Genomic DNA, 26,821 nt, shown 5'->3' with positions numbered 1-26,821 from the left:
GCCGATTCTCAATTCTTCCTTGCCGCGACCCATGCCACCCTGCGCCGTTCCGGCAACACCACCGAGGCTCAAAAGCATAGAATGTCCCTGCTCTATCGTGCGTGTACCTTTGAGCCTCGGAGCATCGAACGCTCATTCCGGGAGCTGCTCGATCGTCTTGCCCAGGAACGCATGCCCCAGCTTTGGCAGCCTCTCATCCTCATCACCGACGAAAAAAAGGAATATCGCAGAGCGCTGTATAGCCATCCGCTCTTTCGCTTTCAGAATGCAGACCATCGACTGGTGCATCTGACCGTGCACTCCACCGAACCGCGCACCTGGTACAATCCCCTCTTCAGCGCCAACTACATGGATCGCGAGCTCAGAAAGGATCAAGCAGCCCATAGGCGTGAAACCGCCTGCTTTTCCCGCAATGTCGCCAATATGCTCAATCGCTTCTGCGTCTACATGGCCTGGCACAACTACGCAAAGCCCTTCCGGATCAAAGCGAACCTAAAGGCGCGTATGACCCATGCAGAAGCTGCAGGCATACCTCGCAAGCTTGTGGCCACGGGGCGCTCATGGATGTTCCGTGAACGGGCATTCGTAAGTAGGCTCTCGCTCGATCTGCTGGATCAGAAGCTCTGGAAGCGCGCATTCTCGACCCCTCTCAAGACGTCTGCGGAGTATCTGCCTCGCTATGCGCTTGCGTGAGTTTTCTCCTACCTACCTTCTGCAAGGTTCGTAACACTATGGGTTTTCGCATCTCTATCGATCTGGTACATATCGCGCCATGGAGGCATCCGTCTCGAACACATCGATCGCTGAAAGCGGAACATCCGGCAACGCCTTGCTCAACTGTTCAAAGATGTACTTTGCAATGCGCTCTGCGCTGGGATCATCCTCGAACTCCCGAATTTCGTTCAGGTCCCTATGGTCGAGCTTTTCGGCAATGAGCGATTTCAGCGCATTCTTTACTACTGCAAAATCGATGAGCATGCCGCCATCTCCAAGTGTCGCTCCCGACACCCATACTCTCACTTTATAGTTATGCCCATGAAGACGCTCGCATTTTCCGTTATAGTGAACAATTCGGTGCGCTGCGGCAAATTCAGCTTCGACTCGAATATGGTACATATTTCCCCCTTTTTTCACTTTCTCTGCCAAGGTGCAATTTCGGCGCCTTTCTATCTCAGCGCCGCTAGAATTATACCAAATCCAGAAATAAATTCCCCTACTATTCCAGGTATTCAAGGCGCATGGGCATGAATTGATGCATTTGGCTCCCCATGCTAGTATTGTTTACGTAATGGCGAAATTTCTTTCCGACCTGATCGCAGGCCTCGATATCCTGGAAATCCGCGGCAAAGTCGAGCGTCCTGTCAGCGGCGTTGCGTATGATTCAAGAGACTGCAAACCCGGATTTCTCTTTTTTGCCTTGCCGGGCATTCATACAGATGGAACAAAATATATAGGCGATGCGATCCGGAACGGGGCCATTGCTGTGGTTCACGAAGGGGCGCTCAAGTCCTGTCCCGCAGACATCACAACCTTGCGCGTCGCTGATTGCCGCTGGGCCATGTCCGCAATATCGAGCACCTTCTACGAAAACCCCTCTTCTTCTCTTTGTGTTATAGGGGTTACAGGGACAGAAGGGAAAAGCACGACGGTCTTTCTTATTTATCAGCTGTTGAACCTTACAGGCTTCAGGGCGGGGTTCTTTTCCACGGTGATGTCCGATACGGGAGAAGGCGAAAAGCCAAACCCCCAGCATCAAACGACTCCCGAAGCGACTGCCGTGCACGAAATGCTTGCAAACATGAGGGATAATGGCCTTCGGTATGCTGTAGTGGAAGCATCGAGCCATGGATTGTCGCTGCGCACCGCACGCCTTGCTCATGTGGCATTCGATATCGGCCTTGTTACGAATGTGACTCATGAACATCTCGAATTTCATGGAACATGGGAACAATATCGAAGCGACAAAGCAAACCTCTTCCGTCATCTGGGCGAAAACAGCTCCAAGAAACAATTAGTCGGGCTTTCATGCGCTCCGTACGGGATTGTGTGCGCTGACGATCCCAGTGCGAGCTATTTTATTGAGCAGTCGGCCGTTCCTTGCAAAACATATTCGAGTAAAGGATTTGCTGCTGACCTTATAGCAGCAGATATCAAGAGCGATCTCGAAGGATCGGATTTTTCTGTCGAAGGAACTGTCAACAGCCAACGAACAAGAATACGCGCTCGAATAAATCTGCCTGGCGCATTCAATGTGCAGAACGCGCTCGGCGCAATCCTTGCCACCTCGGCGGCAACAAGGCTCCATTGGAGCGCATTCATACCCTATCTTCCGAAGCTGAAGCCTGTACGAGGCAGAATGCAGCGCATCATCACAGGCCAGCCCTTCGATGTGATCATCGATTACGCCCACACCCCGTCCTCATTCAAGGAAATCCTACCGCCGCTGCGAAGCACGACAAAAGGCAACATTATCTGTGTTTTCGGCTCAGGCGGTGAACGGGACAGGGCAAAGCGCCCTCAGCAAGGCCGCATTGCCGCCGATTACTGCGATATTGTCATTCTTTCGGATGAAGATCCTAGAGGCGAAGACCCGCGAGCTCTTCTGGAAGAGATCGCTGCCGGCTGCCCGGAGCTGCCCAGAGGCGAGCGCCTTTTTTTGATTCCAGACCGGCCTACAGGAATACGCAAAGCTTTTTCGCTCGCCAAGGCAGGCGACCTGGTTTTGCTCCTTGGCAAAGGCCATGAAAATTCAATTATTTATGCAGATCGAACCATACCGTACGATGAAGAGGCAACCGCCTTGTCCATTCTCGCGGAAATGGGCTTCTGCAGAAAAGGAAAAACATGATGAAGACAATCGCTATCTTGTATGGCGGCAGATCCGGAGAACATGAAGTCTCGCTCATTTCTGCGAGCAGTATCATTGCATACCTGGAAAAGAGCAAGTATCGAGTCTTGCCTGTAGGAATCACAAAAAAAGGCGAATGGTATCTTCAGCACTTGCCGGAGTGGGCTTTTGTGCCTCCCGAGAAAGGCATAATGCGCTCGCTCCCTGCTATCGAGCCAGGAGAGCGTGTTGTTGCGGTGCCGGGCGACGGGCTTTGGGTTGAACAGGCAAAAGGCCTTAAAAAGCTCGACATCGATATTGTGTTTCCGGTTCTGCATGGCACATTTGGCGAAGATGGCACGGTGCAGGGGCTGCTCGAGACTGCGGATCTGCCATATGTAGGCGCAGATGTGCTCGGTTCAGCGGTCGGCATGGACAAGGAAGCATCCAAGCGGCTGTGGCTGTCGGCAGGTTTGCCCGTTGTCGATTATATCTCTGTAGGCGAAGAAGATATTTCAGATGGGAATCTTCAGGCGCTAACCCGCAGAATCGAAACGCGGTTCGGTTGGCCCTGTTTTATCAAACCATCATGCTCTGGTTCATCCGTTGGCACCTCGAAAGTGAGCCAGCCGGAAATGCTCAAGAATGCGGTGGCCTCCGCGCTTCGCTGGTCCGAAAGAGCCCTTGTCGAAGCCTATGTCGAAGCCCGAGAAATCGAATGTGCCGTGCTGGGGAATGAACATCCTGTTGCATTTCCTCCCGGCGAAGTCGTTCCTTCACATGAATTCTACGATTACGAAGCGAAATACAAGGATCCAAATGGCGCGACGCTGCTAATACCCGCCCCTCTCGCTGAGGAAACAAGAACCCGGATAATGAGCCTGGCGGTGGCAGCCTATAAATATGCATCAATAAAAGGCATGGCGCGCGTCGATTTTTTTGTGGAGAAACTTACTGGTGCTGTTTTCCTGAACGAGATCAATACTATCCCCGGTTTTACAGCCATTTCCATGTATCCGCAAATGTGCATACAGGGAGGACTTGCTTATCCTGATCTGCTTGACAAGCTTATCGAATTGGGTCTGGAAAACTACTCCAAAAAGAGATCGCTCGAATACGATTTTTCTAAATCGTAAGCATCGCGCAATCCGGTTTATTTGCATAATTATTTATACTATTGCTAATTATTATTAGCACTTCCAGGCAAAAACAACTCAGGGTATAATAGGAAAAACTCCTGTATGGAGCTTCTATTCTCGAAGGAGGTTTTTCATGAATTCCCAAGATTACATTACCCTGGACAACCGCTATGGTGCGCACAACTACCATCCGATTCCGGTCGTCATTTCGAAAGCCAGGGGATGCAAAGTATGGGATCCTGAAGGAAGAGAATATTATGATTTTCTTTCCGCATATTCAGCAGTCAATCAAGGACATCTGCACCCTCATATTGTCGCTGCAGCAAAGGCCCAGCTTGAGCTGGTCACGTTGACTTCACGGGCGTTCCATAACGACAAAATGGGGCTGTTTTTGAAAAAACTCTGCGACTATACCGGATATGAAAAAGCGCTTCCCATGAATACCGGCGTCGAAGCTGTGGAAACCGCGCTCAAGGCAGCTCGCCGCTGGGGCGCTGAAATAAAAGGCATCGAAAACGGCAAGCAGAATATAATTTGCGCTGCAGGGAACTTCCATGGAAGAACACTCACTGCTGTATCCATGTCCAGCGACCCGGAATCATATGTGAATTATGGACCCTATGTACCTGGCTTTGTCAGAGTACCCTTTGGTGATGCAGAAGCGGCTCGCGCCGCTATCGACAAGAATACCGTTGCGATCCTCGTGGAGCCGATTCAGGGAGAAGCAGGCGTCGTGGTGCCTCCCGATGGATATCTTTCCGCGCTGCGCAAGATTTGCACTGAAAATGGCATCCTGCTTATTTTCGATGAAATCCAGACTGGTTTCTGCCGTACGGGCAGGCGTTTTGCATGGCAATATGAGGGTGCACGGCCTGATATCATGTGCCTGGGGAAAGCCCTGGGAGGCGGTATCATGCCCATCTCCGCCATAGTCGCTGATCATGAAATAATGGATGTATTCACACCCGGGACCCACGGTTCAACGTTTGGCGGCAATCCCCTTGCTGATGCGGTTGGTGTCGCTGCAATCGAAGTGCTCGAACAAGAGCACCTCGAAGAAAACGCCTATCGGCTTGGAGAGCACTTCAGAAAAGCTGTGCGAGCTGTCTCCTCGCCCAAAATTCGCCTTGTACGCGGCAAAGGCCTCCTCAATGCAGTAGTATTCGAAGAAAATTTTGATGCATATCCAGCCTGCCTCGCGCTGAAAGAAAACGGCATCCTTGCAAAGCAGACACATGGAAACATTATTCGCTTTGCGCCGCCGCTTGTTATCACTGAAGATGAACTCGAAGATGCGCTCGCCCGGATTACCGGAGTTCTGGCTTCTGTATAGGCAAGGAAGAAGAAACTGAAAGAGATTGCACATATGCTCAAACGTTTGTACATTGCAGCGTTCCTTGTAGCATTTGCTCTTGCTGCATGGCTGGTTGCGCTTCAGCGCCAGGAGACGCTTCAGGCTTCAATCCCGATAGAAAACCGGACCGTTATGCTTGAATCCTCTAATGAGAAAAATCAAGTCCAACAGCAAAGCGCTGTCCAGCAGAGAGCACGAATTGCACCTGTGCCTGAAGAAATCTTTCTCAAAACGATAGATCTCAATCTCGATGACGACGAAGATTTCGAACAGGTCATCATCTCCAGAAAAAGCACATCAAGCCAGGCTCTTTCCATCGTTATTGCCAAGTTTTCTCCAGCCTTGGGCATCTATTTCCGCTATTTCGATGGCGAAATTGCCGCAACCAAATCGGACAGCATCATTGTTCAGCCGGAAGACGTAACAGGTGATGGGATTGTCGACCTTGTAGTCCAGGGGCTCGATGCATCGAATAACCAGACTCTGACAATTTTCCGGCGGCTTTCTGACCGAGGCTATGCAAAAGTGTTTTCTGGCCGCGGCGCATCGGTTGTTTTGCAGGAAAATACTGAGACAGAGAAACCTCGAGCCGCCTCGATTATCCTCGAAACGCGCGAGATCGGTTCGAATGTGCTGCTCCAAAGCAAATATATTTGGAACAACAGATTATCGGCATTCGAAAAGACATCGGAAATTGCGCTCGATCAAAAAGCCAGGCCAATTTTTGCGGGACCTTCCGGCGTGGATGTGGGAGCGTTTCTTTCCTGGATGGATAGACTCTGGACGAATTCCGATAACACGGCCGGTGCACGTTTTCTTTATCTGGATGCGAAAAACCAAGAGCTCATTTTCAGCGACCAGCAAATTCAGCAGCGCTGGATAATGAAAAGTTCGGAACGCAACGGTAATCGTCTCTATATTACCTGCAGCACTTCTGAATCGAGCGACCTTGACCGTGTAGTCGTTATCGAAGCGCGTGCGGAAAATGAAATTGCTGTTTCTGTCATAGACCAGCAGATTGCCACGTTCCGCCGCGATGAAGGGTGGTCCAGCATATATCGAACAGCCTCCATGCCCAACGCAGTCGCCACGGAACACCCAAAGATGCCTCAATTTGATTTCAGCCAGCTGTTTGGCCGCTATCTCGGCGATGAGGGCTCCGTGCTTGTGCTGAGTCCAGTCAAGAGTATCCTTGTCATTAAAGGAAAGTACCGCGAAGGAATTGCGCGCCTTTACGAATATGATGGCCGCCAAGTGCTCGATTTTTTGCAGATACAGCAGAATGGCCTCGCCAGCGAGCGATACTTTTATCTTATATCTATTGAGCAATCAAAAGATGGTTCTGTCGAACGCCTTCACCTTGAACCAGCGACTATGAGCGCAGATGGAGTCTCCATTTCTTACCTGTCGCCTTATATCTTCAAAAAGACCAGCTAATGCGACTCAGCGCCAGCAAGGCACATGAAATCATGGCTGCACGAGATATGACTCATATCCCTGATCTTTCAGCATCGATTGCGTTTTCTGCCAATCATCTTTCGCAGCGACGTGCACTGCCCAGCGCGAATCGCCATTCGAATTTTTCGTTTCGACAATGCGGGTCTGATAGCCTTTTGCACTCAGATTCCTGGAAAGGCGTTCCGCGTTTTCCTTGGCGGAAAAGTAGCCGACCTGGAGCCATTGTCCGGAGTCACTTTTGTTGTTATCCTGCTTTGCCAGGTTTTTTTGTGCCAAATCAGCCAAAATCGTTGGAGAACCCAGCCAGCTAAGGCCAACCGACAGAATGAGCGGGGCGGATGAAAAAACCTTGCCTTGAATCATGTCCGCCTCTATAGATAAAGGGAACTCCTTGAGGATGCTCGAATTTGCCGTGCCATACAGGCCAAAATCGGCAATATATTTCAGGAATAGAATTTCTCTTCGCGATTGGGGATCTGTTGTGCTGGACAATGCCTGATTGGCTGTGGCGGATGCTTTCGAGTATTCGCCATCGAGGAGCGATATCCATATAGCGGCAATTTCTTGCGACTCGCGGGAAAGCGATTCACTTTTCAATAGCTGCAGCACCGTCTTCTGATCTCCTGCCATAATAGCAAGACGAAGAGCTTGCATTGTGTATTTTTTATCCAGGCCAGCGGCTTTTGCATACCAGCTTTTCGCATCATTTATTTGGCCCAAAAGCAAATACAGCCCACCGACAGTTCCCCTCAGCTCTGCCTTGAAAGCTGCCGGGACCTTTGGTTCGAATTCTTCACAGAGTGCGATGCTGTCGCGAACAGGAAGCTGCGTAATCGCGGTTTTCAGCACTGTTGTAAGCGAATCCGCTGTTTTGGCTGATGATGCTGCCTGCCGCGCTTGCGAAAGATTGCGATAGGTTTGACCCCATACAGAAGAAGCGATAAACAAAAAAAGAAAAGCAAGATATGCGCGAGGCCGCCAAAAATCTCCTGTTCCATTTCTTGCTTTTCCGCGCATGCTCACACTTCTTCTCCTCTGAATGTGTTGCCCGAAATCGACACAAGCTTTACACGGGCAAACTGTCCGATTCTGCTCTGCGCAGCTGGCAACACAACCATCTCGTCGCGCGCGGTCCTTGCCAGAACTTCTTTTTTCGACCGTCTCGAAACGCCCTCTATGAGAACTTCATCAGTCTGCCCAAGCCGTTCTCGCATAAGCGCTGAGGTAATTTCCTTCTGAAGCGCAATAACGCGCGCAAGCCTTTGCTTTTTTGTCTTATCCGGCACTTTGTCCGGCATCGACGCTGCTGGAGTCCCTCCCCTTGCATTGAAATGATACATAAAAGAATAGGCAAATCGGACCTGGCGCATCAGGTCAAGCGTTTGCTCTGCATCGTCGTCGGTTTCCCCCGGAAACCCAACAAGAATATCGGTCGAAAGCGTAAGATCAGGCATTGCCGCTTTTAGCCTGTCGACAAGAGAAAGATAATATTCGCGTGTGTATTTGCGATTCATGCGGGCGAGAACCGAATTTGATCCAGACTGCACAGGGAGATGGATATGACGGCAGAAAATTGGATCTTCTGCAATGGTATCAATGAGAGAATCAGAAAGGTCTTTCGGATGACTCGTCAGAAAGCGAATCCATCCAATTCGTCCATGTGCGTCGCTAGACTGCCTATCATGCAGGTGCCGAGCGATGAGTTTCAGAAGCCCTGGAAAATCCAGAACATGGCCTTGTTCTTCCCATCGGTACGAATTCACATTCTGCCCCAGCAGAGTAATCTCCCGCACGCCGAGGTCTTCAAGCTGATCAATTTCTTTCAGAATGTTAGAAGGATTCCGGGAGATTTCCCTGCCGCGGACATACGGCACAATGCAGTAGGAACAAAAATTATTGCACCCATGCATGATTGGGACAAAAGACCGGAAGGCTCCTGGCTCGTGATAGCTCGCTCCGAATACATAGGTGGGTGTTTCCTCAAGCACATCGATTTTTTCGCCCTTCGCAACAAGATCGAGCATAAGCCCGAAGGATTGTTTCTGAAACGTGCCAAGCACATAATCGACGCCGGGCGCTTTCTTCTGAATTGCGCCTTTATGCTGTTCAGCCATGCATCCGACCACTGCAAGCGCGAAGGCTCGCTCTTTCTTTCGCGCCGAGAGCTGGCTGATCCTGTTCCATGCCCGGTTTTCAGCTGTTGTTCTCACTGTGCATGTATTCAGAATTACAAGATCTGCATCCTGCTCGGAAACGCGCTTCCAGCCATGTTCGCGGAGAGTGGCTTCCATTGCAGCTGATTCAGCCTTGTTCATCTCGCAGCCATATGTTTCTATGTGATATTGCTTCATTTCTTGCTTTTGAGGCCTTTCAGGAAGCTTATGAGGTTGAATACTCCGAACCCAAGGAGCCCTATTCCTCCAAGAGACAGCAGCGAATGTGCAACACCTGGTATGAATAGGGTTGTAAGCCCGGCGATACCCGCAGCAGCGAGCACTGTGCCTGATGCCTTGTCCGTCTTCGACTTTCCAAAAAGCCCGATGGCGCCCAATCCCAGAAGCCCTGCAGAGATAACAGTACCTACCACTGGAATGCCCAGAAGCGCATTTACGCCCAGCATACCCAAACCGGCTGCTGTCGACATGACAGCTTTGGTGCCTTTGTCTGTCAGGTTCTTCGGATCTACCGGCAAATTGCTTTCCATATCAATCCCTCGCTCTTATTACTAATCAAGCATAAATGTGTCGATTTTGCCATGTCCCTCATGTACCGGCTCGATTTTCGATCGCTCGCTTTTTTCGACATACGCATATGCAGAATGATTGTGTATGCTCTCGAAATTCTCAGCTTCGACGGAAAACCACGGGAATCTGTTCAATGCATCTACTTTCAGATACACTTCGCGGACGACATCTTCAACGAATCTGGGCTGGCTGTAAGCTTTTTCGGTGATGAATTTTTCATCCTCGCGCTTGAGAAGCGTAAAAAGCTCGCTGGAGCCAGACTCTTCCACAATCCTGATAAGATCCTCAAACCAGAAAAATGGCCCTAGGGAAACTTGAAGCGTGACAAGGCCCCGCTGATTATGCGCGCCGCCATCCGATATCGCTTTGGAGCAAGGACAGACTGTTTGCACCGGTACGATTACTCCGGCAATGAACCGGTGCCCTTTTTCGGAACAGCTCGCTTCATAGAAGCAATCATAGCTCATAATCGCCGTCTGCCCTGAAACTGGAGCCGCTTTGTTTATAAAATAGGGGAAGTGAATATCTGTATATGCACTCTGGGCATCGAGTTCTGTGCGGATTTTCCTGAGCATGCGGATGACATTGGGCATCGACAGGTCATGCCGATATTCATCGAAAACTTCGATGAATCTGCTCATATGCGTTCCCTTCAGCTCGCGCGGGAGATTAGCATACAAATTCACTACAGCTGTCGTATGCTGGTATTTCTCTGTTTTATCCAGCAGCGTAATCGGATAACGCAGCCCCTTGACGCCTACTTTTTGAATTGCAATATGCCTATCATCCTGAAATGACTGTACATCGACCATGATCTCTGCCTTTATCCTGATTCTGCCATTGCTTGAATTGGCACGGTTGTGCAATTGCCACTATTGCAGGGCAATATCCGAAATCCGCGCTGCCGCATCGATTGTATTCGAAAGGAGCATTGTTATCGTCATAGGCCCTACCCCGCCTGGTACCGGTGTAATCCAGCCAGCGACTTTCGAAGCCTCTTCAAAATCGACATCACCACAAAGGCGATAACCTTTCTTTTTCGTCGGGTCGGGGACGCGATTGACGCCTACATCGATAATGCAAGCGCCCGGCTTTATCATATCAATCGAAACCAGCCCCGGCTTGCCTGCGCATGCTATCACAATATCCGCTTCTTTTACATGTGCGGCAAGGTCACGGGTTCCAGTGTGACAGACAGTAACTGTAGCGTTCACTGATTTGCGAATGAGAAGATTGGCAAGGGGCTTGCCGACAATATTCGAGCGGCCGACAACGACAGCCCGCGCACCATTGGTCGGCACGCCACTGCGCTTTAGCAGCTCGATAATTCCGAGGGGCGTGCATGGAATATAGCATGGCTCTTCAAGCAGCATCCTCCCCAAATTTATTGGCGTAAAGCCATCCACATCCTTCGAAGGGTCAATAGCTCCGATCACGCGGCGCTCGTCGATATGGCGCGGCAGAGGAAGCTGAACCAGTATGCCATGAACCTTAGGGTCGCGGTTGCATGCTGCAATCTTTTCCAGGAGCACAGATTCGGCGACATTTTCAGGAAATCGCGTCTCGAAGCTCTGGATGCCAATCTCCTCGCACGCTTTCTCCTTCGCGGTCACATACGATACTGATGCAGGATTTTCGCCGACAAGGATTACCGCCAAGCCGGGAACAACGCCCGCGGTTCGCAGCGCCGAAACCTTGCCTGCAAGTTCGCTTCGAATTTCTTCCGCAATCTTTTTCCCATCGATCAGAACTGCTGACATATTTCCTCCATGCAAGAAGATACCATATTTATTCTTCTTCGTCATCGCGCTTCAAGGTTTTCAAAGAAATCGCGATAATCTTCGCTCCACGCTGCGGCAGAATCTTGAGGCAGAATCAGACTGAAGGCAAAATGGATCCCCTTTTCCATATCGAAAAAATATCCAGGCTGTGCGGCAATTCCTTTCTGTAATAGCAAAAGAGCTGCTGTTTTTTCTTCATCCATATATGAAGGGCTCTCGACGAGCGCAGTCCATCCTCCCTGACAGGCAAGCACGCGATGAGGACTTTCATTGAATTCCAAAATTGAACGATATATTGCATAATTTTCTCTTATCCGCCTGCGCATTTCTTCCAGAAATGAATCTTCAGATGACAACAGCCGCGGCAGCGCATTCATAATGGGCGTACCGGCAGAAAGAAATGTATCCGCAATAAGCTCAAGCCGCTTTTTCGCGCGGCTTTCGAGCATGGAGGGGCCAGACACGCAAATCCACCCCAGCTTCATCTGCGGCATGCCCAGACGCTTGGAAAGCCCATCAAGCACAAAGGTCAGGACTCGCTCTTCCCCGATGAAACTGGCGCACTCTATTGAGTCGGATAGCGGGAAATCGAAAAATACTTCATCCGCGATAAGCGCCAGCTCATAACGCTCACACAGCTCCAGAATTGCTGCACGTTCCGAGGCGCGGATGTACGACCCTGTCGGATTGTTCGGATTGATGACAATAATTGCTTTGGCGCGCCTGCCCTGTTGTGTTTCGAGATACCTGGCGATCGCAGCAATATCGATATGCCAGCCTGATGGATGCGAGTATTCAAGAGGATACGCACTTGTCCGAACGAACTCCAACATCGCGAGGTGCTCAAAAAGCGGATATCCAGGTTTGGGAATAAGCACGACATCACCAGGATCGCATAAAAGCTTGAAAAGCCATGCGTACCCTTCTGATGTCGAAGCGCAAAAAAACAGATTGTCCGGAGAAATACCCCGCCCTTTTTCGGCGAAATGCATTGAAAGCGCCTCGCGAGCAGCAGTAAGCCCCTGAGGTTCAGGATTATATATGCAATTTCCTTCTGCATCGAGCCGATAGAATTCGCTGCTGCGCTTAAGTCCGACCTTTGTGGGGTTGCTCTGCGATAATTCTTTTATAGTTTCATGATTGCCAAGATATTGTGCACGAATCTTTGCGAGCTCGTTTGGTTCGGTTTCGCCCATATCTGATCGGGTTGAAAATAAACTACGCATTGTATTGTTGTATCCCAGGCGCAAAAATGTGGCAATCTATTGCTCGGCGATCATGCACTAAAAGATAAATTATTATTTTTTTCAACGACGCAGACTTGACAATATTAACATTTTTATATATATCTTTCTATATATTGGAGGTTGCAATGAGACTTGTCATAATCGGCGGCGTAGCCGCAGGCGCGACCGCGGCTGCACGCGCGCGCCGTTTGGATGAAAATGCTGAAATCACCATTCTCGAAAAGGGCCCTTATGTTTCGTTCGCGAACTGTGGGCTGCCCTATCGCATTTCAGGCGATATCCAGAAGCGCGGCCACCTGATCCTTCAGACTGCAGAGGGGTTCTTTGCTCGTTATCGAGTCAATGTCATGCTGAATACCGAAGCAATCGGAATTGACAGGCAGAATAAAAACGTGCGCGTCAGAACCAAAGATGGCGAATCCGAAGTTCCGTACGACAAACTTATCCTTGCGCAGGGAGGAAGCCCTATCCGCCCGCAGATCGAAGGTCTGGACAGCCCAAATGTGTTCAATCTCTGGACCATTCCCGATACCGACAAAATCGAAGCATTTATAAAAGAACATGCGCCCAAGCATGCAATTGTCGTAGGCGGTGGCTTTATCGGCCTCGAAGCAGCCGAAGCATTCCAGAAACGCGGAATTTCGACAACTATCGTCGAGCTTATGAACCAGCTCATGCCGCCCGCCGATCCTGAATTCGGCGCCCAGATTGCGGAAGCACTTGCGGAGCATGGGGTCGATTCCATAACTGGCAAATCGGTCGTACGTATCGACTGGAATGCCCGCACCGCTACCCTGAACGATGGCAGCACTCTTCCAGCAGATATTATTCTGCTCGCTGTTGGGGTGCGTCCGAATCTCGAGCTTGCCAAGCAAGCTGGTCTCGAAATTGGCTCAAGCGGCGGGCTCGTCGTGGATGAATTCCTTCGCACCAGCGATCCAGAAATCTATGCCGCTGGCGACATGATCGAAGTCATCCGCAAGCCAGATGGAGCAAAAGTCCGCATTCCGCTTGCAGGCCCTGCTAACAGGCAAGGCCGAATTGCTGCGACCAACGCTCTTGGCGGGTCCATGACTTACTCGGGAGCGCTTGGCACTTCAGTCGTCAAGGTGATGGATTACACATTCTCCATGACAGGGCTTTCCGAAAAAGCAGCTGCCGCCGCGAAGATCGATGCGCGCGCAGTCACCATTCACAAAGCGCACCATGCCACCTACTATCCCGGCTATGAAGACCTCAGCCTCAAGATTGTCTACAGAAGAGAAGATGGCAAAGTTCTCGGCGCTCAGGCCTTCGGAAAAGAAGGCGTTGAAAAGCGTATCGATGTGCTCGCGGTCGCTGTGTATGCGGGCTTGACCCTGCAAAATGTCGCTGAGCTCGATTTGTCCTATGCACCGCCCTATTCCAGCGCAAACGACCCCATGCAGATGGCTTCATTTGCCGCGCTCAACGACATGCAAGGATTTTCGAAATTTGTCTCAGCCCAGGAAGCCATAGCTCTCATCAAGCAGGGCTCAGCAAAAGTACTGGATGTCCGAACCTATGTCGAATACCTCAATGGCCACATCAAAGACAGCATGCACATTCCGCTCGACGAGCTTCGCGACCGGATCGAAGAGATACCTGACGAGAACCTTCTCATTGTTTCCAAAGCCGGCTTCGAAGGCCATCTTGCGTACCGGCAGCTTTCCCAGCATGGGAGAAATGCCATCCGCTACATCACAGGCGGTTACATGAGTTTGAGGCTTCTGAAAGAAGCTCAGAATATAATTGAAGAGGGAGAATGAAACATGGCACTCAATCCAGTTGAAGAGCTTATCAAAAATGGAGCCATCGTCGTTGATGTGCGAACCGAAGAGGAGTTCGAAGAAGAACACTACCCAAATGCAAAATGCATTCCGGTAAATGAGATCATGCAGCGCGCGAACGAGATCGGCCCAAAGGACAAACCCGTAGTGCTCTATTGCGCATCAGGAGCGCGTTCTGCATATGCTGCGCGGATTTTGAAATCCCTCGGCTTTGCAAAGGTGATCAATGCAGGCGGCCTGTACGACATGCCAAATTATTGAGGGAACCGGTATCGCGGTCCTTTGTCCATAGATGCACGCATACTGGCTGGCATCGAATCATATTGCTGACTGACAAGCTGCCCTCGGCGCCCCGAAGGCAGCTTTTTTTGTTCTTTATTTGCCGACGCGGATGGCCTGCCATGCTGCATTGTATTTCTCGAGATCCGCGCCTACATCCTTCTTGAGCTCGCAATTGAGCAGGTCTTCAGGCCGGTACCAGGATTCCCCCTTCTTGAGCGCGCGAGCCGGAACGTTTGCGGTGGATGGAAAACCAAAATAATCGCAGAACTCGGCATATATCTCGGGCCGATGGATAAAATCGATGAATTTCAGAGCCAGGTCCTTGTTTTTCGAACCCTTGAGAATGACCATGGAATCGAGGTAGCTGGGGCCGCCCTCTTTTGGTATAAAAAAGTCTACATCTTTCCAGTTCGCCTTGTCGACTTCGGCAAAAATCGACTCTGCATACCCTTGCGCAACCCAGACTTCGCCCGCGGCAAAGCTCTTTGCAAAGGCTTCTGCATCAAACTTGAGGAGGTTCGGTTTCCATACATTGTTGATGAGGTCGCGCGCTTCATCGATCTGTTTCTGGTCAACAGTATTCACCGAATATCCCAGATACTTGAGCGCATCTCCCATAACTTCGCGCATGTCATCGAGCATGATCATGCGATTGGCAAGGTCCTTGCGCGCGAATATCGACCACGACTTGTCATAGTTCTGGACCTTGGTTTTGTTGACCGCAACACCGGCTGCCCCCATGTAATAGGGGATGGAATACTGATTGCCCGGATCAAAATCGCAAAGAGCAAGAACAGCAGGATCGATATTGCCGTAATTTTTGAGCTTGGACTTGTCGATCTTCTCGAGCATGCCTTCCTTGATCATAATCGATACGTAATCGCCGGAGGGAAAGGTAATGTCATAATTGGAGCCGCCCGCTTTGAGCTTTGCAAACATCTCCTCGTTAGATGCAAAGGTATCATAGACAACTTTGACTCCGTATTCTTTTTCAAATTTTTGAATAACGGAGTCCGGCGTGTAATACGTCCAGTTGAAGATGTATAAAGTTTTAGACTTGCTGCCACCTCCGCATCCGCTCAGGACGAGCAGTATCGAAACAAGCGCAAAACCAAGGAAATCCAGCAAACCTTTTCGCAACCTTTCCATATTCAACCTCCTTCAAATATTATCGCATATTATCGTGCGGCAAAAACCTTGAGAAAATTCCTCATAGGATAGATAAGAAGCACTGTCCCCGCGACCATAACCGCGGAGAGCGCATTGATAACTGGCGAAACACCAAAGCGAATCATTGAGTAGATATAGAGCGGCAGCGTTGTACCGCCCGGGCCTGTCACGAAAAATGTTATGACAAAATCCTCGAGCGAAAGCGTCACCGCTGTTAAAAATGCGCTAAGAATGCCCGGCAGGGCCATGGGAAGAATAATTCTGAAGAGAATCTGCATTTCATTCGCGCCAAGGTCTCTTGCAGCTTCGACAATGCTTGGATCCGATTCTTCCAGTCTGGCTGAAACAAGCAGATACACAAAGGGCAGATTGAATGTCGTATGCGCGATCCACACTGTTGCAAGGCCCAGTTTGAGGCCAACGCCTGCAAAGAAAATGAGCAATGACACCCCGACGACAATTTCGGGCAGAATCATCGGCACAAAACTCATCGTCGAGACAAAGCTTTTCAATTTGAAGGAATAGCGGGCTGTTCCCACTGCTGCGAGCGTTCCTATTATCGTTGACATCATGGCAGAGCCAAATGCGATGATGACAGAATTTAAAAACGCCCTCCACAGCTCGGGCGATGCCATCACAAGCTTCTGGTACCACTCGAAAGAAAAACCCTGCCATGTTGCCTGCCGCCCGGAGTTGAACGAATACAGCACGAGCACGAACAAAGGAAGAAAAAGAAAGCCGATAACAACCCAGTAGATCACGTTCGAGAGGGAGGAACGGGCCGGCATGAATTTTCTTGCTGCGGCGCCTCCCTTGCGCAACATCCTTCTCGTTCTCCAGAGAATTGCAATCCGTATAGCTTTAGGCTTCTTGAGAGCATGCATAATGGCTTATCTCCCGCCCGAAGCAACAGGGGTTATAAGCCCTGGGTCGGCATCGAACACCTGCTTCTGTTCGCGTGGTTTACGCATCGCAATAAGAAAAACAAGGCCCGTTGTGAGAATCGTAACCGTCATTGAAATGGAGGAAGCGAGCGGCCAGTTGCGTGTCTTCGTCAGTTGGTCTGCAATGATATTGCCCAGCATATAGGAATCTTTGCCACCGATGAGAAGGGGAACCGCGTATGCTCCAAAAATCGGAACGAATGTAAAAAGCCCCGCAGTGACCAGCCCGCTCTTGATGTTGGGCAGCAGGATGCGCACATAGGATTGGAAACGCGACGCGCCGAGGTCTCGCGCAGCATCGAGCAAAGTAAAATCGAATTTGTCGATCGTCGAAAAGAGAGGCAGGATCGCATAGGGAAGATACATGTAGACAAGCACAAGTATCACAGCTGTCTGATTGTACAGAAATTGCACGCTTTCACTGCGAAGATGCAGAGCACGAATGATATCGTTTAAAAACCCTTCGTTTCCTAAAATTGCGATCCATGCGTAGATGCGCACCAGAAAATTGGTCCAAAATGGCACAATGACAAGAAAAAGACGCATTGCCTGGTTCTGCGATCGCGCGATACTGTAACCGCATGGCAGCGCGATAAGCAGGGTCAGGATTGTTGCGATAACTGACATTTTCAGCGTTCGCCATGTGACGATGAGTATATTCGGGTTGGCCATCGCAGTGTAGGCTTCGAGGCTGAATTGTGGCTCAACGCCTCCATACAGGCCCTTTTTCAGGAACGAATATGCAATAATGATGCCAAGGGGCGCTGCAAAAAAGACAAGCAGCCACATAATCTGCGGCAGTGAATAGTACAGCCCAACTTGCTTTTTCATTGTTCGTGCATCTCCACAATCACCATGTCCGAGGCACTGAAGGAAAGGTATACCTCATCTTTCCATTCTATGTCGGGGATGCCTTCTGACCAGTTGGCATGCTGTCTGTACACCGTTACCATCATGCCGGTATCGAGCTGGACAACATACTTTGTCTGAAAGCCTGAGTAGATCGGTTCTGCAACGATGCCATGCAGCACATTGATGCGCCCGCCATTCGTATTGGGCAGATCGGCAGAAATTCGGATTTTTTCAGGCCTGATGGTGGCCAGCACGGTCTCACCGGGTTTAGCGTCGGTTTCATCGTCGACAAACATCGGGCCAAGACCATCCACTTCGCCATAAATCTTAGTGCCATCGATTGATAGTATCTTCAGGCTGAAAACATTGGTCTCGCCGATGAAGCGGGCGACAAATTCGGTTGCTGGGTTTTCATAGATTTGCCTCGGCGTGCCTATCTGCAGTACTTCGCCCATATTCATCACCGCAATGCGATCCGACACAGAAAGTGCTTCCTGCTGGTCGTGCGTGACATAGATAAAAGTAATGCCAACCTTATCATGGATTGCGTCGAGTTCCATAAGCATGTGCTGCCTGAGCTTTGCATCCAGCGCTGACAATGGCTCGTCAAGAAGCAGAATCGAAGGTTCATTGATGAGGGCTCTCGCTATCGCCACACGCTGCCGCTGCCCTCCCGAAAGCTGCGATGGCTTTTTCGCCGCGTGCATTTCGAGCTGAACCAGCGAGAGGTAGCGCATGACCTTTTCGCGCACGAGCTGCTGAGGAATTTTCCGGATGCGCAGAGGAAAGGCGACATTTTCGAAGACGCTGAGGTGGGGAAAAAGCGCATAACTCTGGAATACTGTGTTGCAATGCCGCTTGTCGGGCGGCAGGCCGATAACATTCTTGCCTTCTATGGCTATCGTTCCACTGTCAGGTTCCTCGAAGCCTCCGATCAAGCGCAGCACTGTTGTCTTGCCGCAGCCAGACGGCCCAAGCAAGGAGAAAAATTCCCCTTTCGAAATGGAAAGGCTGACATTTTTCAGCGCCTGAAAAGAGCCGAAAAACTTGGAAACACCCACGATGTCAACATCAGCGCCTTTCATCCCCGAGGCTCCTTGGATAGTAATAAATCAACGCAAGGTATAGTACGCCTTCGCCCCTTGGTCAATACTGATTCTGCATAAATATAACATGTTTTTTTGCGCTCAGCTGCGCGTATTCTGCCGAAGATCGGCTATTGCGCACATGCAAAATATCAGCCAGCAAGCACCGAGGTCATAAACCTGTCAAGTTCAGCTTTTTCTGCTTCTGCCTGCTCTTCGAGCGCCACACATTCCTGTGCCAGTTGCGATTTGAACTTTTCATCTGCCAGGGTCTTTATGTTGACACGCACATTCATTATCGCGCTCTGCAGCCCGGCATGGGCCATATTGCAGCCTGTGGCCGCATCAGTCGCAGAATTTGCGTTACCTGATCTGGCTGCTTCCAGGCTGAGTTTCATTGTATCAAGGCAGAGGCGCGCAGTATGTAAGGGCACCAACGCTGCCTGCTTTCCCGCTGCTTCGATCGCAACATCGCGCATCTTTTTTTGTGAATCACTGGATTTCGGAAGCCGCATCGCATCCATTACTGCATTGAAAGCCTTTGTATCTTCATCAACTATTTCGAGAAGAGCGCTTTTCAATTCCTGGGCGCGCACTGCAAGCGCGGAGAGCTGCTCAAAGACGTTCTCGTATCCTTTTTTACCCACGGTAAGATTGGCATCCATTGCAGCCAGCGCCGCCCCCAGAGCACCAGCCAGAGCAGCCACAGAGCCTCCGCCTGGCGCAGGTGAATCTGAAGAAACAGTGTCCACAAATGACGCAACTTTCATCGTCACAAGCGGACTTATCTCACTCATCGCCCATTCGATAATCTTTTTTTCAGGCTCGAATGGCTGGACAGATCGAAGACCCAGCGTCTGCACAGCGATTTCGACAAGCTCGTGATCTGCAAGGCCAGGGCTTTTGCCCATTTTCTTTCGATAGTATTGCCCGCATGCACGGATCGCTTCGAGGGGAATGAGCCCCACAAGTTCGGAACCGGTCACATATACCCCGCGGGCTTCGGCTTCCTCTCTGACCGTATCGAAAACGAGATGCAAAGGTGTTTTGCGGAAATCCAGAAGATTGATCGAAACCTGCGTGCATTGGTACGTATCGATATACCAGCCGATCGCTCGAACCGCGGCAAGCCTTCCCGGCACTTTGATAGTATTGCCGTTGGGGTCTTTTGTTGTTCGGCCAGCTTCGCGGATAGCCAGCGCGATATCGTTGGCAATTTTCTTGTCTTTGGTATTCAAATTGATATTATAGGCAACGAGAAATTCTCTCGCACCTGTCACTGTTGCGCCCCATCGCGGATCGAAACGAGCAGGACCAAAATCTGGCTGCCAGGCAGGATCGGAAAGCTTTGCAGAAAGCCCTTCGTATTCCCCCGCCCGAATATCGGCAAGGCTCTGACGTTCAGGCCGAGTTGCAGCTTTTTCATACAAATACACAGGCACATCGAATTCTTCTGCAAGCTTCTGGCCGAAGTCTCTGGCCAGCGCAACACATTCCTCCATCGAAATGCCCGAAACCGGAACAAAGGGACAGACATCAAGCGCGCCGATACGCGGATGAGCTCCCTTGTGCATACGCATATCGATAAGCTCCCGTGCAGCCCTTGCAGCTTCCAGTGCAGCATTCTTTACCGCATCCGGCGAACCAACAAAGGTATAGACTGTGCGATTGGTATCGGCTCCAGGGTCGACATCGAGCAATGAAACGCCCGGGACTGATCGTATCACATTAGCGATTGCTTCAATTTTGGCCCTGTCATTGCCTTCAGAAAAATTCGGCACACACTCAACCAAAGGCTTCCCCATACAAACCTCCATTCGCATTTTTATATGGGCAGAAAATATTATGCTGCTTCCTGGACTTTTGATTTCGATTTTTTCTCTACGAGAGACGCCAGGACGATGGAACCTTCAAAGAGAACGAGCATAGGCAACGCGAGCAAGAGTTGCGATATGACATCAGGAGGAGTAAGTATTGCCGCTACAATGAATATTAAAAGTACTGCAATCTTGCGTGCAGATTTTAATTGCGCAGAGGTGATGATACCGAGCCCCGCGAGAGCCGTGGTTACAACCGGCAGCTCGAAAGCCAATCCGAACGAAAGAACGATCTGCCCTACAAAACCAAGGTAATCCCGAATCGATATCATGGGTTTGATTCCTTCGGTACCAAACCCCAGGAAAAACCGCAACATGTAGGGAAGCATGACAAAAAAGCCGAATGCCGCACCACCAATAAAAAGCAATGCACCGAGCAGCAAAGAGAGAAAAATGGCCCTGCGCTCCCGCTTTTCCAGGCCTGGCCAGATAAACATTCCGACCTCATAAAGAATTATGGGCAAGCTCAGAATAAAGCCCGCATAGAGAGAGAGCGAGAGATATGTCATGAACAGATCTGGCGGAGACAAGAACACAAAATCTACAGGCTGTGCAGGCGAAACGAGAAACGTGGCCAGCTGTTTAGACCAGCCAAAGCAAAGAATAGAGAAGCCCAGGAAGAATACAATAACAACGATAAGACGCTTTCTGAGTTCTGCCAAATGCTCGATATACGTCATTGCAGGATAATGAGATCAGCTTTTTGCGGTTTCGTTCTTGTCCGCATCCTTCTGCACTGATTCTTTCGCATCGGAAGACTTCGCCGGCGAATCCGAAGTTATCTTATCCACCTCTTTGGTGACATCTTCCTGCGTTTTTTTAAATGCCTTGAAGGCATCGCCAATCGCCTTGCCGATTTCGGGCAATTTCTTGGGGCCGAAAATTACAAGCGCAATGACAAGTATGAGTATCAGTTCCATTGGACCAATTCTTCCAAACATATGCTCCTCCTAAAAAAACGCCTAACAACTATAACCGAGTATCAATAAATAGTCCATGCTCAAGAGCGATCTGGCGCGCTGCATCGAGGGAGCCTGAATTATTTATATTGCAAAAAATTGCTTCTTGCTCGCCAATATCCTGCAGTTCTTTCAGCGAAACAAGGTCGTATGATCGGGAAGAAATAAAGCGCCTCAGCGAGGGTTTTACACCTGATGTGACAAACGACGCAAGCGCTCCGGCCAGGCTCTTCCGGTAAAAGGCAAAAAATGGCTGTAATTCGCCTTTATATTGGCAGACAATTATATCTGCTTCCTTGGAAAGCGCCCTTCCGTACATGTATTTTGAAAGAGAATAAGAGAAAAAAGGCATATCGACCGCACAAAGATATATCCAATCCGCTCGCGCCTTCATCATTCCCGCAAGAAGCCCGCCTGCGGGCCCCAAACCAGGAACCGCATCTTCTATCTGCTGAACCTCTAAAGGCTTGTATATTGCATTTTTCTTGCCGACTATCAGCACCTCTTCGCATGACTGCACGAGCGTTTTTGCCAGCGCAAAACCGATGGGCACACCATCGATCTCAAGGAGCTGCTTATCGATGCCGCCAAACCTAACGCCCTGTCCACCATTCAGAATGACTGCTGAAAATGCAAGCTTTTCTTTTCCTTCCATGTGGTCTTGTCCTGTCTGTCGGTCTGCCATACAGTAATGGCATGCCTTCGCTATCGACCTTCATGCAGATACTAAAGTGGGCTGACTGGGATTCTCCCCCGGAGCAGATGAATTGCGCAATGCCCTTCGGAGAGATTCTGCAGACTATTGCCCAGCTTCTGCCTGTGCTCGATGCTGCGCCCGAACGAATGGATACCATATCTCCGGACCAGGCAAAAGACCTTCTCGATTCTGCAATCCGTCTTTATATTCTTGCCCCATCTATCGTCAATGTGCTTTTAAATTATAAGATCTGCGTCGAGCATGGTCTTCCTCTCCATCCTACCGTATATTACGAACTCAAAGAAGCGCGGAAGTACCGCATCAGCCATTCATTAGGAGAAATTCAGAGAGCGAATGAACTGTTCTGGAAATCGATAGATGTCGCGCGCGCATGCTGTCGCCTGGATCAGCGAGCGTGTCAGGACTTGGCGAATTTTGCATCCGAACTTCCTTTTTCTGTCAAATCATTCATCTACACTGCAGTGCAGGATACGTATACCTGGATTGGTTCGCAGCCCTCTCTTCTTCTCGCACTCGCGGACAAAATCCGTACATCATATACGCCTCATCTCGTGGTGGCGGCAGCTCATGGCTCGATTATGCCTGCCCTTGTCTTGGCGGAACTGCTGCAAGTGCCTCTCTATTTTGTCAGATTTTCAATGTTCAAGCGCCACGACGAAGAACCGATCGTCAGTCTTTCAGATCAGGCATGGCTTTTCGATTTCCGCGATAAAGAAGTCATTCTTTACGACGAAGATGTGGCAGGTGGCAGAACTTTAGAGTCTTTCCTGAAGCGGCTTTCGCCTCTTTTCCGGCAATCAAAAACCGCGTGTTCAATCCGGCATGCAGGCTCCTCGATACAACCCGATTTTTTCGGGAAAATATGGTGGGAATAACGACCTGGCGCGCCTCAGGATTTGCCCATCGGCAAGATATGGAAATAACGCTCGAGCGAGACCTAGAATTTGTCCATTTGCATAAATTCACAAAATCAAGAAGAAAAATTTGCATATTATTCAATTCTGTGATATATTACATCATAAAATCGGTGTTTGCAGGAATGCCGATGTGCTGTTTTTCCTATCAGTAGCGGCGTTGGGGTTTACCTCCTTTTCCCCAGCGCCTTTCTTTTTTCATTCCTTTATATCAATTTATAGCTTGACTTTTATCGATATGTCTGTGTACTCTATTCTTTGAAATATCCAATTTTTATCATATAAGGAGAATATTTGTCGTATGAAAATGAAACTGAGCTATGCTCCTTCAATTCGCCGTCTGCCTTCGTACCTTCATATCATCCGCACGTTTCAAAGAACTGGAGAGCCATACATCTCTGGCACATGGATTGCAAACGAGCTCAACCTCGAGCCTATCCAGGTGAGGAAAGATCTTGCAATAACCGGCATTGTCGGAAAGCCCAAAAAAGGCTACCCGGTCGAACAGCTGATCTCTGCAATCGAGCACTATCTGGCATGGGATGTAGAGCAAAAGGCAATCATCGTAGGGGCGGGAAACCTTGGCTCGGCGTTGACAGGATATCAGGAATTCAGAAATCATGGCCTTCACATTGTGGCCGCGTTCGACAGCGATCCGGCGAAAGTTGGCAAATCTGTCCATCAGATTCAGATATACAAAATGGATCAATTGAAAGAAATCGTCGAAGCGATGAATGTCACTTTGGCAATCCTCACAGTGCCTTCGCCCTATGCCCAATCCAGCTGCGATGCGCTTGTCGCCGCGGGAATCCGCGCTATCTGGAATTTTACGAATGTAAAGCTCAAAGTGCCGGATGATGTGTTGGTTCAGAGAGAAGATCTCTCGTCAGGCTATGCGATTCTGTCCGTAATGATGCGAACAAGATCCGAACATCTCTCCTGACAGCTTTTCAGCGGAAACGCCCATGCGCATCCTCGTCATTTCCGGCCAGCGCGGCGCAGGCAAGTCTTCGCTTTGTCGCTATATTGCAGAATATGCAAAAGCACGCTCCATTGCGTGCTATGGATGCATCGAAACCTCGCTGCGTGGCAAAAATGGGGTGCCGTATCAGATCGGCCTTGCAGATCTTGCAAGCGGCCAGACATACCTTGCAGCCGAGCGCCCACGAGACAGAACAGATGTGCCATTCCAGTTTCATACAGAAGCGTTCGCACACATACAAGCAAGTCATGAGGAATTCTTGCATAGAACATCGGCATCGATTCAAACCTCCGCCCCGGAACGGTTCGGGCAATCTCATGAAAAAGAGATATGCATAATCGATGAAATTGGGCCGCTCGAACTAGAGCGCCATCTGGGCCATGCTGATTTTCTGAAAATGGTTCTTGATAATCGTCGCTGTGATGTGCTGGTGCTGACTGTCCGTTCAAGCCTTCAAAATGCGCTCCTTGCGCAATTGAATGAGAACATCCCGCAGTACGATGTTTTAATTATTGAAATTGACAAAAAATCGAGGCGAGCAGCGCAAAATGCCGCCCTGTCATATATTGGACTGGCGTAATTTAAGGTTGCACGGTTTAGTTCCTGATGCTAGAATCTTTATATTCGCAATTTTCTGCATTCTTACGAATGATTGAAAAAGAGGTTCCAAAAATGCGTGCAACAACGCGAGGGCTATATGCCCTGAAGGCAATTCTGACGCTGGCAAAGACTTCTGATGGACAGACTCCAGTTTCACTGCATCAGATCGCTTCGTTCGAAGGGCTTTCGCCTGAATTCCTGCAGCAAATTTTTTACCGGATGAGAAAGGCAGGGATCATACAAGCTACTCGCGGGCCAGGCGGCGGCTTTTACTTGAGCAAAAAGCCCGAAGAGATTTCTGTTTACGAAATTCTTCTTGCGGCAGGAGAAACTCTGGAAATAGTTCCATGCGCTCCAGAAAGAAGCCGGCGCAGAGCATGCGAGCAATTCTCGTCGTGCGATGCTGGCAAATTCTGGTCTAAAATGGAAATACTCATTATTGAGTATGCTCGTTCAAAACACTTGTCGGATTTGATGACGGCAGGCGGCATCTAACGTCCGAATCCACTGATTTTGGAGAGCAGGCAAGCTTCAGATCATTCCTGGGCGACATACTCCATCAGCTGCTCGTATTTCCTGCTATCGATAGTGCCATTCTGCAAGAGAACATCAAATAATTCCTTCACATGAATGAATGCCCGAAGATTCACGCCTGCACTGCCCATATCCTGCCTGCCCTGCGCACCGCGCTCAATCAAGACTACCAAATCCTGGACAATTAGCCCTTCAGACCTGAGAATATCGATAGCCTCGATTTTGCTCGCTCCTGTTGTTATGAGATCATCCAAAAGGAGTATGTGCTCGCCTGCGCGGAATTCTCCTTCGACGCGATTTCCTGTGCCATGTTCCTTGACCGGCATCCGGGGCCAAATCATGGGCTTGCCGATCTCGATGGATGCAGCGGTAGCAAGGGGCAATCCAGCAGCTGGTATGCCCGCAATCCGATCGTACTCACATTCGGATGCAAGCGAGGCATATGCCTGGGCAGCAATTTTCATCGCGCGCGGATCCGAGACAAGTTTCCGCAAATCGATATAGAAGGGACTTTTTTTGCCGCTCTTCAATGTGAATTCCCCCAGACGGAAGCAGCCAGTGGAAAGAAGAGCATCAACAAATGCTTTCTTGAGGTCAGCAATTGCTTTTTGGGCGGCTTTTGCTGCAGGCGCTGCAACCTGGATATTTTCAGTCTTGTTTTGTTTGAGCATAGTATCTCGCGCTGTGCGCATCGCGTCTCTCAGCGCGACTGCAGCTTTGGCAGGATCGGAAGCGTCAGCAATTGAGCGAGCAGCGACAACCAGAATGCCCTTGCCATCGTCTCGCGCACCTGCAGCGAAGGCCAGATCAGCCTGCCCTCCCTGGGCTCCAATCCCCGGACTCAAAAACCACTGAGAAGGAGCAACCGCTCGTACCTTGCGCAATGCTTCGAGATCATTCCCGGCAACCACAAGCCCAACCTTTTTTTGCAGCGCTGCGCAGCGTTTGGCCACTTCGATATAGAGCGGCTTGCCTTCGATAATAATATCCTGCAGAAACCCTGCTCCCGGATTGCTGGTACGGCACAGCACAAATATGCCTTTGCCCTTCCATTCCAGAAATGGATCCAGAGTATCAAGCCCCAGATACGGATTCAGGGTGACGGCATCAGCATGCAACTCGCCAAAGAGCGCGTGCGCATAGGCCGCTGCGGTGCTTGAAATGTCTCCTCTCTTTGCGTCGATGATAATAGGGATTTCTTTTGGTATGCTATCGAGCGTCTTTCTGAGCGCGGCCATGCCGGCATCACCAAGTGCTTCATAAAAGGCAATATTGGGCTTATACGCAGCGACACAATCTGCAGTTGCTTCTATGATGCGCACATTGCGTTCCAGAGCCTGATCAGCACAGGCATGCTTACCCTTGGCAGCTATCTCCTCGGCAGAAAAGGCAGGGTCAAGCCCGATACAGAGAACAGAATCTCTCGTTTCAATAATGCTCTCAAGACGCTCAAAAAAATCCATTTTCCCTCTCCATGCAGATCAATTTGCGAATTTCAGGTGTACTCAATCTAAAAATGTATTATAATAGTAATGAATAAAGTTAG

The 26,821-nt window shown here is 49.8% G+C and carries 27 protein-coding genes; 11 read left to right on the top strand and 16 right to left on the bottom strand.

The annotated features are described in order from the left end of the window. Window positions 1-693, top strand: a 693-nt coding sequence (locus tag GAP13_RS03985; RefSeq protein WP_503473369.1) for a hypothetical protein, incomplete at its 5' end; no start/stop codon positions are given. Between the two features lie 54 nt (window positions 694-747). Here GAP13_RS03985 and queD read toward each other — a convergent pair. Next, entirely contained in the window at window positions 748-1,116 is a 369-nt protein-coding gene (queD, locus tag GAP13_RS03980) for a 6-carboxytetrahydropterin synthase QueD (RefSeq protein WP_158906421.1), read from the bottom strand. Window positions 1,117-1,288: 172 nt separating this feature from the next. Between queD and GAP13_RS03975 the strand changes: the two genes are divergently transcribed. The 4 genes from GAP13_RS03975 to GAP13_RS03960 all read left to right on the top strand — a co-directional run bounded on the left by GAP13_RS03975 (window position 1,289) and on the right by GAP13_RS03960 (window position 6,757). Continuing rightward, on the top strand, window positions 1,289-2,848 hold the full coding sequence (locus GAP13_RS03975; RefSeq protein WP_158906419.1) for a UDP-N-acetylmuramoyl-L-alanyl-D-glutamate--2,6-diaminopimelate ligase: 1,560 nt from the start codon (window positions 1,289-1,291) through the stop codon (window positions 2,846-2,848). Further along, on the top strand, window positions 2,845-3,963 hold the full coding sequence (locus GAP13_RS03970; RefSeq protein WP_158906417.1) for a D-alanine--D-alanine ligase family protein: 1,119 nt from the start codon (window positions 2,845-2,847) through the stop codon (window positions 3,961-3,963). The genes GAP13_RS03975 and GAP13_RS03970 overlap by 4 nt, the downstream gene beginning before the upstream one ends. A 136-nt stretch (window positions 3,964-4,099) precedes the next feature. Continuing rightward, a complete protein-coding gene (gene rocD / locus GAP13_RS03965; RefSeq protein ID WP_158906415.1) occupies window positions 4,100-5,299 on the top strand; it encodes an ornithine--oxo-acid transaminase in 1,200 nt (399 codons plus the stop codon). A gap of 33 nt (window positions 5,300-5,332) precedes the next feature. Further along, window positions 5,333-6,757: a pallilysin-related adhesin gene (locus tag GAP13_RS03960; RefSeq protein WP_158906413.1), complete on the top strand. Its 1,425-nt coding sequence runs from the start codon at window positions 5,333-5,335 to the stop codon at window positions 6,755-6,757. Between the two features lie 30 nt (window positions 6,758-6,787). Here the strand turns inward: GAP13_RS03960 and GAP13_RS03955 are convergent, their stop codons facing one another. The 6 genes from GAP13_RS03955 to GAP13_RS03930 are packed head-to-tail and all read right to left on the bottom strand — an operon-like array spanning window position 6,788 to window position 12,499. Next, window positions 6,788-7,795 (bottom strand): SPOR domain-containing protein, encoded by a 1,008-nt coding sequence (locus GAP13_RS03955; protein ID WP_241864285.1) that lies wholly within the window; start codon window positions 7,793-7,795, stop codon window positions 6,788-6,790. A gap of 2 nt (window positions 7,796-7,797) precedes the next feature. Beyond that, entirely contained in the window at window positions 7,798-9,129 is a 1,332-nt protein-coding gene (gene miaB, locus GAP13_RS03950; protein ID WP_158906409.1) for a tRNA (N6-isopentenyl adenosine(37)-C2)-methylthiotransferase MiaB, read from the bottom strand. After that, window positions 9,126-9,482 carry a hypothetical protein gene (locus GAP13_RS03945; protein WP_158906407.1) on the bottom strand — a complete coding sequence of 119 codons (357 nt, stop codon included), beginning with the start codon at window positions 9,480-9,482 and terminating at the stop codon, window positions 9,126-9,128. The genes miaB and GAP13_RS03945 overlap by 4 nt, the downstream gene beginning before the upstream one ends. A gap of 21 nt (window positions 9,483-9,503) precedes the next feature. Beyond that, a complete protein-coding gene (gene folE2 / locus GAP13_RS03940; protein WP_158906405.1) occupies window positions 9,504-10,334 on the bottom strand; it encodes a GTP cyclohydrolase FolE2 in 831 nt (276 codons plus the stop codon). A 60-nt stretch (window positions 10,335-10,394) separates the two neighbouring features. Further along, on the bottom strand, window positions 10,395-11,282 hold the full coding sequence (gene folD, locus GAP13_RS03935) for a bifunctional methylenetetrahydrofolate dehydrogenase/methenyltetrahydrofolate cyclohydrolase FolD (RefSeq protein ID WP_158906403.1): 888 nt from the start codon (window positions 11,280-11,282) through the stop codon (window positions 10,395-10,397). A gap of 41 nt (window positions 11,283-11,323) precedes the next feature. Continuing rightward, window positions 11,324-12,499 carry a pyridoxal phosphate-dependent aminotransferase gene (locus GAP13_RS03930; RefSeq protein ID WP_158906401.1) on the bottom strand — a complete coding sequence of 392 codons (1,176 nt, stop codon included), beginning with the start codon at window positions 12,497-12,499 and terminating at the stop codon, window positions 11,324-11,326. Window positions 12,500-12,675: 176 nt separating this feature from the next. Between GAP13_RS03930 and GAP13_RS03925 the strand changes: the two genes are divergently transcribed. After that, window positions 12,676-14,337, top strand: coding sequence for an FAD-dependent oxidoreductase (locus GAP13_RS03925; protein ID WP_241864283.1), 1,662 nt, complete (start codon window positions 12,676-12,678; stop codon window positions 14,335-14,337). A gap of 3 nt (window positions 14,338-14,340) precedes the next feature. Further along, on the top strand, window positions 14,341-14,619 hold the full coding sequence (locus GAP13_RS03920; protein WP_158906399.1) for a rhodanese-like domain-containing protein: 279 nt from the start codon (window positions 14,341-14,343) through the stop codon (window positions 14,617-14,619). A gap of 114 nt (window positions 14,620-14,733) precedes the next feature. Here the strand turns inward: GAP13_RS03920 and GAP13_RS03915 are convergent, their stop codons facing one another. The 8 genes from GAP13_RS03915 to mobA all read right to left on the bottom strand — a co-directional run bounded on the left by GAP13_RS03915 (window position 14,734) and on the right by mobA (window position 22,212). Beyond that, window positions 14,734-15,789, bottom strand: coding sequence for an extracellular solute-binding protein (locus tag GAP13_RS03915; protein ID WP_158906397.1), 1,056 nt, complete (start codon window positions 15,787-15,789; stop codon window positions 14,734-14,736). Between the two features lie 29 nt (window positions 15,790-15,818). Then, the gene (locus tag GAP13_RS03910; protein WP_306769192.1) at window positions 15,819-16,694 is read right to left on the bottom strand and encodes an ABC transporter permease; all 876 of its coding nucleotides are present in this window, start codon (window positions 16,692-16,694) and stop codon (window positions 15,819-15,821) included. Window positions 16,695-16,700: 6 nt separating this feature from the next. Continuing rightward, complete coding sequence (locus GAP13_RS03905; RefSeq protein ID WP_158906395.1) at window positions 16,701-17,585, bottom strand: ABC transporter permease; 885 nt, start codon at window positions 17,583-17,585, stop codon at window positions 16,701-16,703. Then, complete coding sequence (locus GAP13_RS03900) at window positions 17,582-18,691, bottom strand: ABC transporter ATP-binding protein (protein WP_158906393.1); 1,110 nt, start codon at window positions 18,689-18,691, stop codon at window positions 17,582-17,584. Before GAP13_RS03900 ends, GAP13_RS03905 begins: the two co-directional genes overlap by 4 nt. Window positions 18,692-18,843: 152 nt before the next feature. Further along, window positions 18,844-20,496, bottom strand: a complete 1,653-nt coding sequence (gene ftcD, locus GAP13_RS03895) for a glutamate formimidoyltransferase (protein WP_158906391.1) — start codon at window positions 20,494-20,496, stop codon at window positions 18,844-18,846. Between the two features lie 38 nt (window positions 20,497-20,534). Then, complete coding sequence (gene tatC / locus GAP13_RS03890) at window positions 20,535-21,248, bottom strand: twin-arginine translocase subunit TatC (RefSeq protein WP_158906389.1); 714 nt, start codon at window positions 21,246-21,248, stop codon at window positions 20,535-20,537. A gap of 15 nt (window positions 21,249-21,263) precedes the next feature. After that, window positions 21,264-21,509: a Sec-independent protein translocase subunit TatA/TatB gene (locus GAP13_RS13365; protein ID WP_158906387.1), complete on the bottom strand. Its 246-nt coding sequence runs from the start codon at window positions 21,507-21,509 to the stop codon at window positions 21,264-21,266. Window positions 21,510-21,537: 28 nt separating this feature from the next. Then, entirely contained in the window at window positions 21,538-22,212 is a 675-nt protein-coding gene (gene mobA, locus GAP13_RS03880; RefSeq protein ID WP_158906385.1) for a molybdenum cofactor guanylyltransferase, read from the bottom strand. An 11-nt stretch (window positions 22,213-22,223) separates the two neighbouring features. Between mobA and GAP13_RS03875 the strand changes: the two genes are divergently transcribed. The 4 genes from GAP13_RS03875 to GAP13_RS03860 all read left to right on the top strand — a co-directional run bounded on the left by GAP13_RS03875 (window position 22,224) and on the right by GAP13_RS03860 (window position 25,236). After that, window positions 22,224-23,120 (top strand): phosphoribosyltransferase, encoded by an 897-nt coding sequence (locus tag GAP13_RS03875; RefSeq protein WP_158906383.1) that lies wholly within the window; start codon window positions 22,224-22,226, stop codon window positions 23,118-23,120. 340 nt (window positions 23,121-23,460) lie between these two features. Continuing rightward, window positions 23,461-24,102, top strand: a complete 642-nt coding sequence (locus tag GAP13_RS03870; RefSeq protein ID WP_158906381.1) for a redox-sensing transcriptional repressor Rex — start codon at window positions 23,461-23,463, stop codon at window positions 24,100-24,102. Window positions 24,103-24,124: 22 nt separating this feature from the next. Further along, window positions 24,125-24,721, top strand: a complete 597-nt coding sequence (locus tag GAP13_RS03865; protein ID WP_158906379.1) for a nucleoside-triphosphatase — start codon at window positions 24,125-24,127, stop codon at window positions 24,719-24,721. A gap of 68 nt (window positions 24,722-24,789) precedes the next feature. Continuing rightward, window positions 24,790-25,236 carry an RrF2 family transcriptional regulator gene (locus GAP13_RS03860; protein WP_158906377.1) on the top strand — a complete coding sequence of 149 codons (447 nt, stop codon included), beginning with the start codon at window positions 24,790-24,792 and terminating at the stop codon, window positions 25,234-25,236. 41 nt (window positions 25,237-25,277) lie between these two features. Here the strand turns inward: GAP13_RS03860 and pyrF are convergent, their stop codons facing one another. Beyond that, window positions 25,278-26,738, bottom strand: coding sequence for an orotidine-5'-phosphate decarboxylase (gene pyrF / locus GAP13_RS03855; protein WP_158906375.1), 1,461 nt, complete (start codon window positions 26,736-26,738; stop codon window positions 25,278-25,280). Between the last annotated feature and the right edge of the window lie 83 nt (window positions 26,739-26,821).

The sequence above is a fragment of the Rectinema subterraneum genome (genome assembly GCA_009768935.1).
Lineage (GTDB): Bacteria > Spirochaetota > Spirochaetia > Treponematales > Rectinemataceae > Rectinema > Rectinema subterraneum.
The sequence above is the reverse complement of the archived record's forward strand: the minus strand, read 5'-3'. Positions and strand labels throughout refer to the sequence as shown.